This window comes from Paeniglutamicibacter sp. ORCA_105, from assembly GCF_045798545.1.
Classification (GTDB): Bacteria; Actinomycetota; Actinomycetes; order Actinomycetales; family Micrococcaceae; genus Paeniglutamicibacter; species Paeniglutamicibacter sulfureus.
The window spans coordinates 108,857-122,151 of the sequence record NZ_JBIXLM010000005.1 but is presented as its reverse complement, the minus strand read 5'-3'; the positions used below and the strand labels follow the sequence as shown (position 1 = coordinate 122,151).

The 13,295-nt window shown below is 66.9% G+C and carries 9 protein-coding genes and 1 pseudogene; 5 read left to right on the top strand and 5 right to left on the bottom strand.

Annotation, left to right across the window (positions count from 1 at the left end):
* Positions 1 to 121: 121 nt before the first annotated feature.
* The 3 genes from purL to purS are packed head-to-tail and all read right to left on the bottom strand — an operon-like array spanning position 122 to position 3,452.
* On the bottom strand, positions 122 to 2,407 hold the full coding sequence (gene purL, locus ACIPUB_RS04065) for a phosphoribosylformylglycinamidine synthase subunit PurL (protein ID WP_407606225.1): 2,286 nt from the start codon (positions 2,405 to 2,407) through the stop codon (positions 122 to 124).
* 38 nt (positions 2,408 to 2,445) lie between these two features.
* Positions 2,446 to 3,201: a phosphoribosylformylglycinamidine synthase subunit PurQ gene (gene purQ / locus ACIPUB_RS04060; protein WP_264269851.1), complete on the bottom strand. Its 756-nt coding sequence runs from the start codon at positions 3,199 to 3,201 to the stop codon at positions 2,446 to 2,448.
* Entirely contained in the window at positions 3,201 to 3,452 is a 252-nt protein-coding gene (purS, locus tag ACIPUB_RS04055; protein WP_264269852.1) for a phosphoribosylformylglycinamidine synthase subunit PurS, read from the bottom strand. Before purS ends, purQ begins: the two co-directional genes overlap by 1 nt.
* Positions 3,453 to 3,653: 201 nt before the next feature.
* Here purS and ACIPUB_RS04050 point away from each other — a divergent pair.
* The 3 genes and pseudogenes from ACIPUB_RS04050 to ACIPUB_RS04040 all read left to right on the top strand — a co-directional run.
* Positions 3,654 to 3,716: pseudogene (locus tag ACIPUB_RS04050) on the top strand (SEC-C metal-binding domain-containing protein); the annotation flags it as partial.
* A gap of 51 nt (positions 3,717 to 3,767) precedes the next feature.
* Positions 3,768 to 4,055 (top strand): YchJ family protein, encoded by a 288-nt coding sequence (locus tag ACIPUB_RS04045; RefSeq protein WP_407606224.1) that lies wholly within the window; start codon positions 3,768 to 3,770, stop codon positions 4,053 to 4,055.
* Between the two features lie 509 nt (positions 4,056 to 4,564).
* Positions 4,565 to 7,015, top strand: coding sequence for a hypothetical protein (locus ACIPUB_RS04040; RefSeq protein WP_407606189.1), 2,451 nt, complete (start codon positions 4,565 to 4,567; stop codon positions 7,013 to 7,015).
* A gap of 523 nt (positions 7,016 to 7,538) precedes the next feature.
* Here the strand turns inward: ACIPUB_RS04040 and ACIPUB_RS04035 are convergent.
* A complete protein-coding gene (locus tag ACIPUB_RS04035; RefSeq protein ID WP_407606188.1) occupies positions 7,539 to 9,110 on the bottom strand; it encodes a Na+/H+ antiporter in 1,572 nt (523 codons plus the stop codon).
* Between the two features lie 157 nt (positions 9,111 to 9,267).
* Positions 9,268 to 10,692: a CitMHS family transporter gene (locus tag ACIPUB_RS04030; protein WP_407606187.1), complete on the bottom strand. Its 1,425-nt coding sequence runs from the start codon at positions 10,690 to 10,692 to the stop codon at positions 9,268 to 9,270.
* 210 nt (positions 10,693 to 10,902) lie between these two features.
* Here ACIPUB_RS04030 and ACIPUB_RS04025 point away from each other — a divergent pair, with 210 nt between their 5' ends.
* The gene (locus tag ACIPUB_RS04025; RefSeq protein WP_407606186.1) at positions 10,903 to 12,624 is read left to right on the top strand and encodes an ATP-binding protein; all 1,722 of its coding nucleotides are present in this window, start codon (positions 10,903 to 10,905) and stop codon (positions 12,622 to 12,624) included.
* The gene (locus tag ACIPUB_RS04020) at positions 12,621 to 13,286 is read left to right on the top strand and encodes a response regulator (RefSeq protein WP_407606185.1); all 666 of its coding nucleotides are present in this window, start codon (positions 12,621 to 12,623) and stop codon (positions 13,284 to 13,286) included. The genes ACIPUB_RS04025 and ACIPUB_RS04020 overlap by 4 nt, the downstream gene beginning before the upstream one ends.
* Positions 13,287 to 13,295: the final 9 nt, after the last annotated feature.

The window sequence follows — 13,295 nt, the reverse complement described above, 5'->3', positions numbered from 1 at the left end:
CCCAGCGAGGTCTGGCGGTTTGCTGTCAGTGGCGCTGGTCCCAAGCGCAAGGATGGGGCATAAACGACAGCGGGGGGGGGGGGGGAAAAAACCCCCCCCCCCCCCGCAACTTTAGAAGTGCCTAGCCGAAGTATTTCGGCAGCGTGGCCTCGTGGGCCTCGCGCAGCTCGGCCAGATCCAGGTCGAACTGGCCCTGGACCTCCAGCGAGGTGCTCGCGGCGTCAACCACGCCGAGGCGAACCACCGGGAACTGGCGTGCGGTGGCCATGTCGTTGAAGCGGACCTCTTCGGAGCGCGGAACTGCGACGATGGCGCGGGCCTGCGACTCGGAGAACAGCGCGGTGAAGGCGTCGACGCCGTCGCGCTCGCACAGGTCATCAAGTGCCACGCGGGCACCAACGCCGTAGCGCAGGGCCATCTCGCCCAGGGCCGCGCCGAGGCCGCCCTCGGAGAGGTCGTGGGCCGAGTCGATCATGCCGTCGCGCGAGGCGTTGATCAGGATCGCGCCCAGGGTCTTCTCCGCTGCCAGGTCGACCTTCGGCGGCAGGCCGCCGAGGTGCTCGCGGATGTTTGCGAACTCCGAGCCGTCCAGCTCGTCGAGCGTGGTGCCCAGCAGGTAGATGGCCTGGCCGTCGGCATCCGCGCGCCAGCCCGAGGGGGTGCGGCGCTCGACGTCGTCGAACTTGCCCAGCATCGCCACGACCGGGGTCGGGTGGATCGGGGTGGACCCGGTCTGGTTGTACAGCGAGACGTTGCCGCCGGTGACCGGGACGCCGAGCTCCAGGCAGGCATCCGAGAGGCCGCGGATGGCCTCGGCCAGCTGCCACATGACATCCGGGTCTTCGGGGGAACCGAAGTTCAGGCAGTCGGAGACGGCCATCGGCACGGCGCCGGAGGTGGCGACGTTGCGGTAGGACTCGGCCAGGGCCAGCTGCGCGCCGTGGTACGGGTCCAGGAAGGTGTAGCGGCCGTTGGCGTCGGTGGCCAGGGCCACGCCCAGCCCGGTCTTCTCATCCACGCGGATCACGCCGGCGTCGTCCGGGGAAGCCAGTGCGGTGTTGCCGCCGACGTAGCGGTCGTACTGGTTGGTGATCCAGGACTTGTCGCACATGTTCGGCGAAGCCATCAGCTCGACCAGTGCTGCCTTCAGCTCATCCCCGGTGGCCGGCAGGTTCGCGCCGGCTTCCGAGGACTTGAAGGTGTCGGCCTGCAGCGCATCCTGCCATTCTGGGCGGGCGTAGGGGCGGTCGTAGAGCGGGCCGTCGTGTGCAACGGTGCGCGGGTCGACGTCGACGATGACCTCGCCGTCCCACTTGATGACCAGGCGGCCGGTGTCGGTGACCTCGCCGAGCCAGGAGTATTCCACTGCCCACTTGTCCATGGTCGCTTCGAAGGCCTCGATGTTCTCCGGGGAGACCACCGCCATCATGCGTTCCTGGGACTCGGACATCAGGATCTCGCCCGGGGTCAGCGACGGATCGCGCAGCAAGACACTGGTCAGTTCGACCTCCATGCCGCCGTCACCGTTGGAGGCCAGTTCCGAGGTGGCGCAGGAGATGCCCGCGGCGCCGAGGTCCTGGATGCCCTCGACTAGGGACCCCTTGAACAGTTCCAGGCAGCACTCGATGAGCACCTTTTCGGCGAACGGGTCGCCGACCTGGACCGCTGGGCGCTTGGAGGGCTTGGTGTCGTCGAAGGACTCCGAGGAAAGGATCGAGGCGCCGCCGATGCCGTCGCCGCCGGTGCGTGCACCGAAGAGCACGACCTTGTTGCCCTTGCCCGACGCGTTGGCCAGGCGGATGTCCTCGTGGCGCATGACGCCAACTGCCAGCGCGTTGACCAGCGGGTTGCCCTGGTAGACGGAGTCGAAGACCATTTCGCCGCCGATGTTCGGCAGGCCAAGCGAGTTGCCGTAGCCGCCGATGCCGGCAACGGCACCGTGGATCACGCGTGCGGTGTCCGGGTGGTCGATCGCGCCGAAGCGCAACGGGTCCATCACGGCGACCGGGCGGGCGCCCATGGAGATGATGTCACGCACGATGCCGCCGATGCCGGTTGCGGCACCCTGGTACGGCTCGATCATGGTGGGGGAGTTGTGCGACTCGATCTTGAAGGTCACGGCCCAGCCGTCGCCCAGGTTGGTCACACCGGCGTTTTCGCCGATGCCCACGAGCATGTCCTTCTTCATTTCCTCGCTGACCTTGTCGCCGAACTGGCGCAGGTGGTTCTTGGAGGACTTGTAGGAGCAGTGCTCGGACCACATGACCGAGTACATGGCCAGTTCCGCGGCGGTGGGGCGGCGGCCCAGGACCTTGACGACCTCGTCGAACTCGTTTTGCTTCAGGCCGAGCTCGGCCCAGGGCAGTTCGGTCTCCGGGGTGGCCGCGGCGTTGGCCACGGTGTCCATGTTGAACTTCTTCTGCTCGGTGGTCTGCTCTGCGGCGCTCACTTCTGGCCTCCAACAAGGTGGGTCAGGACGGAGGTGAAGAAACCCAGCCCGTCGGTTCCGGTGTGGTCGGGGCCGAATCCGGCCTCCACCGCGTGCTCCGGGTGGGGCATGAGGCCCACGACGTTGCCCGCGGCATTGGTGATGCCCGCGATGTTGCGGCGCGAACCGTTGGGGTTCCAGCCCACGTAGCTGAAGGCCACGCGGCCCTCGGCCTCAAGGGCGTCGAGGGTCTTTTCGTCGGCCACGTACTGGCCGTCCTGGTTCTTGAGCACGATGGTGATTTCCTCACCCTGCGCGTACTGGTTGGACCAGGCGGTGTTGTTGTTTTCCACGCGCAGGACCTGGTCGCGGCACAGGAACTTCAAATGATCGTTCTTGATCATGGAGCCCGGCAACAGATGCGATTCGGTCAGGATCTGGAAGCCGTTGCAAATGCCAAGGACCGGCAGCTTGGCATCCGAGTTCGCGGCGTCGATGATCTTGCCCATCATCGGTGCGAAACGGGAGATCGCGCCGGCGCGCAGGTAGTCGCCGTAGGAGAATCCGCCGGGAATGACCACGGCGTCGACGTCCTGCAGCTCGGCATCGGCGTGCCACAGGGACACTGCCTCGGCGCCGGCCAGTCGCACTGCGCGGGCAGCATCGCGGTCATCGAGGGTGCCCGGGAAGGTGACGACGCCGATGCGGGCGCCGGACAGCGCTGCGACGGGCGTCGAATAGTCGCCGATCAGGGGAAGTTCGGTTGCGCTCATTAGTCTGCGACTACCTCGACGTTGACAACGTCTTCGATGACCGGGTTCGAGAGCAGCTTCTCGGCGGCGTTGCGGGCCTGCTCGAGGATTTCCTCGGTGACCTCGCCGTCCACGGTCAGTTCGAAGCGCTTGCCCTGGCGAACCTGGCTGAAAGCGGTAAAGCCAAGGCGGGGAAGTGCGCCGACGATGGCCTTGCCCTGCGGGTCAAGGATTTCGGGCTTGGGCATAACATCAACAACGATCCGGGGCATCCGGGTTCTCCTGTGCGCGAGGGGTGGTTAATCGCCCGCGGACGTGCCGTCTCACGCCAAGGGTGGGGGCGCTCCGCGAGCTTGCCTGCCCAGTCTACCGGCACGGGGTCGTTCCTCTGGTTTTGTGTCGGGTTGCAGGGGCCCCGGACCGCAGACTGGCCGCCGTAATTCCGTCGATCCGACTGCCCTTAAGCTGGTTCAATGGAAAAAGATGCGCGTTGCCCCTGCAATTCCGGGGAAACCTACGAATCCTGCTGTGGCCGATATCACCGGGGGTACGAAGATTCGAACGCCCCCGCCTGGCCCGGAACCGCGGTGTCGCTGATGCGGTCGCGCTTCAGCGCCTTCGCCCTGGGTCTTCCGGAATTCCTGCTGGCAACCTGGCACCCGGACACGCGTCCGGCGGAGCTGGTGCTGGACGAAGCGATCGTCTGGGGCGACCTGGACATCATCCGCACCGAGGCAGGAGGGCCGTTCGACACCCGCGGCATCGTCGAGTTCGAGGCGCACTTCCGCCTGCTGAACCAGTCGCGTTCCCAGCACGAGGTCAGCAATTTCGTGCGCGAGGACGGGCGCTGGTACTACCTCGACGGCGAGGAATAACCGCCGGCAACGGCGGCTGGGCCCAATGCCGTTCGGCTGAGATTCCGAGCCTGAAGTCAAGTCGGTTCGTCCCCAGGGCAGAAAGGAGTGGCTCCTGTTGAGTGGTTCGGTCCTCCAAGACTGATCCACCCATGGAAGCCACCATGATCGATTCCGCCATTCACCACCGCCCGGTCGCAGCCGCACCGGGCCACCTCGCGGAACCGACCCCGCGGCGTTTAGCTTATCCAGGCAGGTGGGCTCGTTCTGCAATATTGACTCCCGCCAGCACAAGGTTGTTTACGCTCCCGGGTTTCGCGGTTGGCTCGTCTGGTTCTGATGTTTTCCAAAAGCGTAGGGCCAGGTATTCCGCGGCCTGACATTTATTCAATTTTCGTTAGAATTGGCTGGTTTACGCCCGCATACGCCTGATTGAGTCCATGAGTCGCAAAGCCACACCGCCCGCCCGTTCCGGCAACAAACCGAATTTCGGCCTCCCTTGGATATCAATCCTTCTCGGGGCTGCCACCGTGGTTTTCGGAACCACCGGGCTCGTGAACATCGCCACCCAACCGGATTCCGAGGTTCGGATCGTCATTGAGGGCCAGCAGCCGTGGAACATCTCCCGGGAAACGGTCGAAGCCGCACTGGACCGACCCGTCGCTTCCTGGCAACCGCTCACCCTCACGGTCACCGACCGGACGCTGAGCCTCGAGGAACAGCAGGGAAACCTCGCCCCGGGCACCGATATCCTGCTTAGCACCAAGCTCCCGAAAGCCGCAAAGATCGATAACTACGACGGCTCGATCAGGCGAGCCCAAGCCCGCGACAAGGTGGCAATCCGCCCCTTCTTCGACGATCCGGCCCAAAACCTTGCCGTCGGCCAGGATATCCACGATGCATACCAGGCCAATGTCGGAATCGGCCACGGGCCACTGGCGGTCATCGCCGCGGCACAAGAAGCATCCCTGCAGCTCGACCACGGGTCTCCGCCTTCGCCCTGGCCCTGGATCATGGCCACCGCGCTGGGCCTGGCGCTGACGGCGTTCGCCCTCTCCAAGGCACAACGCCGCCGTTCCCGGTGGGGGGCCCGCTTCCGCCGGCTCACCGCCGCGCAGCGCCAACTTGCAGGCGTGGTCCTGGAGCTCGAAGCCCTCGAAGTCACCTACCTCGCCATCGACCCGGAGCAACGCCCCCGGGGGTTCACTGCCGCTTGGACCAAGGTGCGCGATGCATCGCTGGACTTGGCGCGCACCGAGGAAAAGGTCGTCGCAGCGGTGCATGCGCGCGGCAGCGGCATGACACCGCAGACCGCCGGGAAGCTCGAAAAGTTCGAATCCTTGGTGTCGCGATTGGCCGCATCGGCCGACGCCGTGATGGGTGCAGGGGCCGTCATTGGACGCTTCCGCGGCGGCGAAAACACCTTCCAGCGGATGACCGCGCCGCTGGCATTCGCCACCAGGGAACTGTTGGCGCGCCTGCGCGCCGCCCCCGCCGGCGCGATCGATCCGCGGGCCGTCACCGACCTTGAATCCGCATTGGACGCCCTGCTTGAGGCAAGCACCGGCAAGATGGGCGGGTCCGAACATGCCGTGCGCGCCTGGGACCAAGCGGAGCGTGCACTCCGGCGCCAGGCGCATGCGCTCTCCCGGAAGTTGGGCCGCCCGCGGAGGTTGCGCCGCATGCTTCGGCGAAGCCCTTCGGCGGCCCCGAGGCCGGCCGAAGACCTGAGCGTGTTGCGTACGAGCCTTGGCTTGACCTCCCAGGGTTCGCGGCTGTCCCTGAATGCGGTGGACGAGGTGAACGCCATGGCCCGTGAAGCGTTCGGCAGGCTCCCCGAATTCGATGACGCAGCGGAACCGACACGCCGCAAGACCCCGTTGCATCCCTCACTCCGCACGGGCATCCGCCGGGGCACCAAGGTGCTCGCCGGAATCGCCCTGGTGCTGGCCTCGGCCATGCAAAGCTCGATGGTCATCATCACTATCGAAGACGTTGCCGAAGCCGTGCCGACCGGAAACCTGCCATTGCAGGCATTGCGCTTTGAGCCCGACGACAGCAAGTTCGACGTGGAAGAAATCCGCCACGGCCTCCCGGTCGATTTCACCGAAAACCTCGAGGTGACGGTGGTTGCCCGGGACGCTGAGGATGAGCTGCAGCTCACCTTGGACCCCGAGGTCCGAGCGAAGATTTACGACCCCTCCGACCCTTTCGCGCATACCCGCTTCGACCCCAAGCTGTTGTTGGAATCCATGTGGACGATCAAGGCCCAATACCCCCACCTAGTTGACGACGGCAGCGGGGAACTGCTCCCTGGACAGGTGGTACTGCCTGTGTGGTTCTTTGATGATGGGTCCACCACGACGCCCGCGTGGCTGACCTCGGCGGTCGCAACCGGCGAAATCTCCGCGCTGGGCAGGTTCGACTGGAATACCAACAGTTTCTCCCCCGATATGTCACCCGAGTGGGCGGTGTCCGACGCCCTGGATCGCCTGGCGAGGGTTCTGCCGCTGAACGACCATCGGGAGCTGGACTCCAACCTGGATCCCCTCTTCTGGTTACTGCTCCCCACCAATGGGCTTGTCCTGGTCATCGGTTACCAGGTGCTTCGCTACGGCGGCAGCATGTCCATGCGCCTGGGCCGCTTCGGCAAGGGCTCCGCCAGGTTGCGCACCGTGCGCCGGGAACTTGAGGCGCTGACCATAGGGTTGGACGATTCGCGGCTCAATGCGGTGTTCATGTTCGGTCGCGGGTCGGTCCCGCTGGCGGCCTCCGGCGACCAACGACTCTTCGAAAGTGCGCTGGCCGTGGCCTGGCGCATGGCCGAAGAACTCGCCGCCCGCCCGCTGGCCCAGCGCTTCGGCCCGGATTACACGGCGCGGATCCACCGGCTCGAATACCTGGTCTCGGTGCTCTCCGTGCGCGATGCCGATATTGCAGTGCGGGCCCAAGCCTTGCTCGATGCCACGCGCGAGGCCTGATATCCGGAATGTCGCGATGGCCGCCGGCGGTTAGCCTTCATGGACGCCGGCAACCATCACTTTTCTCTGGGCGGAGTATGGGCGCTTGTTCCCAAGGTCTCACCGCAGCATCCGCTGGCCTTCGGCCTGGAAATCGACCCGACCGAAGACCTTGCCTTGGAATCGTTGCTGCTCATCGATGTCTCGCCCCGCCGAGGACATCCTCGTCTACCTTTCCCGGCAGGGACTTGTTCCCCGGATCGGCTTGAGGCCTTGGCACTTCGAACCGATCCGTTCATTGGTCGCGCGTGGAGCCGGGTACTCATGATTCCTGCAACCAACGGCCTTGGCCCCCGCCATGAGCTACGAAGGCCTCCGGTGAAGCCCCTGAAGATTGAGCCCAGGCCGATTTCAGCGGAAGCCACGATTGGATGGCTGGAAGGTAGCCGGCTGCCGGGGCGAGGCGCTGCCTTCAGCGACCTTGCGCTCAACCATGCGCCGTCACTTGCTACCCGATCCTCTGGAAGTGAGGACCGGTGAGCTGTCAGTGGTCCAGCGTGACGGTGCGCAGGTCCAGGCGTCGCAGCACCCTGTCCACCAGCTCCGGATCGTTGCCCGGCTCGTTGCGGGCCTTGAGCATTTCCTCGCGTGCGGCATCAAGTGCCTCGCGCTGGACATCGTCCATGATGGTGAGGATCTGCTTCAGGCGCAACATCTTCTCCGGGTCCTTCTCGAAGTCGGCCTCGAGAATGGTGTGCAGCGAGGACATGCGCCGGGCCAGGGACTGGCGGCGTTCGGGAGGAAGGGCCGCGGCGGCCTTCGAGCGCTTCATGGTTTCCAGCGCGACCTTCTCCGCCCGCCGGGCCAGTGCACGCTGGGTCCGCTCTTCGACGGCGTGGTCGTGGGGAAGCTTGAGTGCCCGCATCAGGGCCGGTAGCGTCAGGCCAGGCAAAACAAGCGTCACGATCAGCACCGTGCAGGCCGTTGCCACCACGAAGTTGCGCCCCTCGAGCGGTTGTCCATCGGCCATGGCCGAGGGGAGGGCCAGTGCCAGCGCCAGTGTGGCCAGCCCGCGCATCCCGCACCAGGAGAGCACCAGGACTTCCTTGAGCGATCCGGGGGTCCTGTTCTTGCGTTCGGTCCCGCCGATCTTGTACATGGCCATCATCCAGCCGAAGCGCACCAGCACGACGGCGGCGCAGACCGCGGCGATGCCCGGAATGAAGGTGAAGAGGTTCGCGCCCTCGTCCTGGATGATGTAGCGCATCTCGATGCCCACCAGTCCGAAGGCGACGCCGGTGGTCAGCAGCTCCACCACGTCCCAGAACGCGGTGCGGGTCAGGCGCTCCTCGGAGTCCTGCGGGCGTGCCCTGCGCCCCAGTTCCAGGGCCGTGACCACCACCGCAACGACGCCGGAGAAGTGGACTTCCTCGGCCAGCAGGTACACCGCGTAGGGCGCCACCAGCGTCGCGGCCGAGCGGGCCACCAGGTTCGGGACGAAGCGGTTCAATGTGCCGATCAGCCAGGCCATGGCCAGGCCCAGGACGATGGCGCCGGCCGCGCCGATCAGGAACTTCGGCACGACGTTCCAGCCGACCTCGCCTCCGCTCATGGCAGCGGCAACGGCGGCCTGGAAGATCACGATGGCCATGGCGTCGTTGAACAGGCCCTCGGTCTGCAGAACCGTGATGAGGCGGCGGCGCATCTTGACCTTGCTGGCGATGGCTTCCACCGCGACGGGATCGGGCGGTGCCACGATGGCGCCCAGCGCGATGGCCAGCGGCAGGGCCATGGACGAAACCATGAGCCAGGCGACACCCGCCACGGCGGCGGTGGTCGCGAGGACCAGCAGCACCGCCAGCAACACCAGCGAGCGCCACCGCAGCCGGAAGATCGACCAGGAACTGCGCTGGGCAGCTGCATAGAGCAGCGGCGGCAGGAAGAGCGGAAGGATGAGTTCCGGGTTGATGTGGACCTCGGGGATGAAGGGCAGGAACGCCGCCCCGGCGGAGAAGAGCAGCATCAGGATGGGGTAGGGCAGGCGCATTCGTTCGCCCAGCCCGACCACCAGCACCGTCCCGAACAACAAGCCGACCAGCAGCAGCAGGAATTCCATGGGGGTGTCGCCTCACTCTTTCGCGTATCCCTAAGCTTTTCACACGTCGGTTTCGGCGATGTTAAGCGACACCTGTGTGCCGGAACGCAAGGGGGCGGGGGACGGTTTCCCGACCCCCGCCCCGGCGGTTTATTGCCTTGTAGCCGTGCGGCGCTTCCTAGCCGATGCCGATGGCGCCGACGAGCACGCCGACGGCGAGCATCACCAGGGAGACGACCAGTGCGCGCCAGAGGACCTTCTTGTGGTGGTCGCCCAGGTCGACCTTGGCCATCGAGACCAGCAGCAGGATCGCGGGAACCAGCGGCGACTGCATGTGGACCGGCTGGCCGGTGATCGAGGCGCGTGCCATGTCCACGGCGGGGATGCCGTAGTGGGCTCCCGCCTCGGTGAGCACTGGCAGGATGCCGAAGTAGAACGCGTCGTTGCTCATGAAGAACGTGGCGGGGATCGAGATGATGCCGGTCAAGATCGCCAGGTACGGGCCCATCGAGGTCGGGATCACGTCGACCAGCCAGGCGCTCATCGCGTCGACCATGCCGGTGCCCGAGAGCACGCCGGTGAGCACCGCGGCGGCAAGCACCATGGAGACCACGGCGATCACCGAGGAGGCGTGTGAGGCAATCATCTTGGCCTGGTCGGAGATCTTCGGGAAGTTCACCAGCAGGGCCACGGCGGTGCCGATCATGAACAGGTAGGACAGCGGCATCAGGTCCAGGATCAGCAGCACGAAGATGGCCACGGTCATCGAGAGGTTGAACCAGAACAGCTTCGGGCGCAGGGTCTCGCGGGTCGGGTCCAGGACCGTGCCGTTCATCGTGGCGGTTTCGGTGCCGTCGCCGCGCACTGCAACCTTTTCCAGCAGGGCGACGCCGCGGCCGCCTTCAGGGGTCTTGGTGTTTCCGGAGTCGCCGGTGCCGGACGTGCCGCCGGTCATGACCGAACCCGGGCCCCAGCGCAGCGGGTCTTCGCGCTGCAGGCGCTTGCGTTCGGAGATGCCCATGGCCCAAGCGAAGGCGAAGACGACGACCAGGCCGACTGCCAGTGCCGGGATCATCGGGACGAAGACGTCCGAGGCGTCCACGTGCAGGGCGGCCGCGGCGCGGGCGGTCGGACCGCCCCACGGGACGATGTTCAGCGTGCCGTTGGTCAAACCTGCAACACAGGTCAGCACCACCGGGCTCATGCCCAGGCGCAGGTAGATCGGCAACAGCGCCGCGGTGACAACGATGAAGGTGGTGGAGCCGTCGCCGTCCAGGGAAATCAGGCCGGTAAGCAGCGCGGTGCCCATGACGACCTTGGCCGGGTCGTTGCCGACCAGCTTCAGGATGCCGTCGACCAGCTTGTCGAAGAGCCCCACGTCGATCATGATGCCGAAGTACATGATGGCGAACATCAGCAGGGCGGCGGTTCCGGACATGGACTTCACGGCGTCCATGACCATGTCGCCGAGCCCCAGGCCGGCGCCGGCAAAGAGGCCGAAGACGGTTGGCACGATGATCAGCGCCAACAACGGGGTCATGCGCTTGGTCATGATGAGGGCCATGAAGGTGGCCACCATCAGGAACCCGAGTGCTACCAGCATGGGGGGTCTCCTTCTAAAGACGATGCGTATTTCTACGCGAGTGATGGGAGTCGGTGCTTGTGGGTGCCGGAAGCGTTTGCCGCCCGATGCGCCGCGGATATACACGCTACGTGGTGCGCATCACGCCGGTGTGGTTGTGCCCACAAAGCACCCTTCTTCCCCTAAATCCTTTTTTGCTCATAAAGCCCACGAAGGTCCTAAACTGGTTTCATGCCCCAAGAGCCAAAGCCCTCCCGCGGTTTCGCCGCCCGGATCATGGGCCTGCAATTTGCGGTGGTGGGACTGATGATCCTCGCCGCTGCCGCCGGCGCCATGTGGGTGACCGTGGAACGCGTCAACGAGCAGGCCCAGGAGCGCGCCCTGGCCATCGCCCGCACGCTCGCCGCCGACCCCGAGATCCGGACACAGGTGAAGGGCCATGCCGACGACGACGACTCGCTCGACGCCGCGGCCCTGCGCGCCGGGTACGTGCAGCGTGCGGCGGAGGCGGCGCGCACGCGCACCGGCGCCTTCTTCGTGGTGGTCACCGAGGACCGCGGGATCCGCCTGGCGCACCCCACCGAATCCCTGTTGGGCCAAAGGGTCTCCACCGATCCCGTCGCGCTGTCGGGCCAGGAATCGGTGTCCCGCGAGCACGGCACACTGGGCGAATCGGTGCGCGCGAAGGTCCCGGTCTTCGCCCCCACTTCGGACACGGTGGTCGGGGAGGTCAGCGTCGGGGTCGGGGTCCAGGAACTGGCGGCCCGGCTGCGCACCGCCGGTGCCTGGGTGTTCGGGCTGGGGCTTGGCGCCCTGGGGCTGTCCGCGGCGTCGACGCGCTGGCTGGTGCGCCGGCTCAAGGCCCAGACCCTCGGACTGGAACCAGCCGAAATGGCGCAGCTGCTGCGGGACCGCGACGCAGTGCTCTACGGCGTGGCCGACGGCGTCATCGGCATCGGCCCCGACGGGCGGGTGAGCGTGCGCAACAGGGCGGCGCGGATCATGCTGGGCCTGCCGCACCGCCACGAATCGGCCGACATCATCGGGCTGCCCTACACCGAGGCGAAGTTGCCCGCGCCGTTGGTTGCCGCCATCGCCACCTGCGACGGTGCAACGCTTCGCCTGGAAACCGAGCACGCAGCGCTGGTTGCCACCGTCCACCCGGTGCGACGCGACGGCGCCGACCTGGGCCAGGTGGTGTTGCTGCGCGATGTCACCACCATCGAGACCCTGGGCTCGCGGCTGGACGCGGTGGAGACCATGGCCTCGGCGCTGCGCGCCCAGCGCCACGAATTCGCCAACCGGCTGCACACCATCTCCGGGCTGCTGCACCACGGGGACGTGGACGAGGCCCGCGACTACCTCGGCGAGGTCATCGAATCGGGGCCGGTGCGCGAGCCGGTGCAGAACCTCGAGGCCATCGAGGACACCTACCTGCGGGCCTTCCTCGGGGCCAAGGGCGTCCAGGCGTACGAGCGCGGCGTGGTGCTGCGCGTGGGGGATGCCAGCGCACTCTACGGAAGCCTCATCGACGCCCAGGACGCCACCGCGGTGCTGGGAAACCTGATCGACAACGCGCTGCGTGCGGCGGTCGAGGGCCCGGCCCCGCGCTGGGTCGAGGTCGACCTGCTGTCCGAGGGCTCCACGCTGCACCTGGCCGTCGCCGACTCCGGGACCGGGGTCGAACCCGGGCTCGACGTCTTCGCCGAAGGGGTCAGCACCGGGGCGCTGCCGGGCTCCCCGGAGCGCGGGCAGGGCGTCGGCCTGCCGCTGGTGCGCCGCCTGGCCCGCACCCGCGGCGGCGAGGTCTGGATCGCGGATCCCGGTGGCCACCAGGAGCCTGCGGCACCCGAAAACACCGCACACCCGGCGGCGGGAGCGGTCTTCGCCGCACGCCTGCCCGGGGTGCTGTCCACAGAATCAGGATCTCCCGAAAGGACCGAAGCACCATGACCGAGACAACCGACTACAAGGTCCTGGTCGTCGACGACGACTTCCGCGTGGCGGCGCTACACGCCGGCTACGTCGATACGGTGCCGGGCTTCCGCGCCCTGGCGCCGGTGCACGATGCCCGCATGGTGCCGCGCGCCGTGGCCGAGCAGCAGCCGGATTTGCTGCTGCTTGACGTCTACCTGCCCCAGGGCTCGGGCCTGGACCTGCTGGCCACCCTCGACGTGGACGCCTTCGTGCTCTCGGCTGCCACCGAGGTCGATGCGGTGCGCACCGCCATCCGGCGCGGCGCGCTGGGATACCTGGTCAAGCCATTCGACCCGAAGGTCCTTGCCTCGCGCCTGCGTGCCTACGCCCGCTACCGCCGGCAACTGGACACCGCAACCGGGCTGGACCAACAGGCCATCGACCGGGCACAGCGCACGCTGCTGGCCGGTGAGGAAGTTGGCACGGCCGTGGCGACGCCCACCGAGCAGGCGGTGCTCGCCGCGGTTGCCGCCGCGGGGGAACCTGCCACCGTCATGCAGGTGGTCACCGCCGTGGGGATTTCCCGCGCCACGGCCCAGCGCTACCTGGCCAACCTGGTGCAGGCCGGATCGCTGCGCCTGGAGCTGGCCTATGGCAGCCGGGGCAGGCCCGAACACCGCTACCTGGTGCAGGGCTGAGGTCCCCTC

Bases quoted from the DNA above. Each gene is read 5' to 3' on its own strand.
- ACIPUB_RS04025 (WP_407606186.1), top strand. From the start codon at position 10,903: ATGCCCCAAGAGCCAAAGCCCTCCCGCGGTTTCGCCGCCCGGATCATG.
- purL (WP_407606225.1), bottom strand. From the start codon at position 2,407: ATGGACACCGTGGCCAACGCCGCGGCCACCCCGGAGACCGAACTGCCC.
- ACIPUB_RS04030 (WP_407606187.1), bottom strand. From the start codon at position 10,692: ATGCTGGTAGCACTCGGGTTCCTGATGGTGGCCACCTTCATGGCCCTC.
- purS (WP_264269852.1), bottom strand. From the start codon at position 3,452: ATGCCCCGGATCGTTGTTGATGTTATGCCCAAGCCCGAAATCCTTGAC.
- ACIPUB_RS04020 (WP_407606185.1), top strand. From the start codon at position 12,621: ATGACCGAGACAACCGACTACAAGGTCCTGGTCGTCGACGACGACTTC.
- ACIPUB_RS04035 (WP_407606188.1), bottom strand. From the start codon at position 9,110: ATGGAATTCCTGCTGCTGCTGGTCGGCTTGTTGTTCGGGACGGTGCTG.
- purQ (WP_264269851.1), bottom strand. From the start codon at position 3,201: ATGAGCGCAACCGAACTTCCCCTGATCGGCGACTATTCGACGCCCGTC.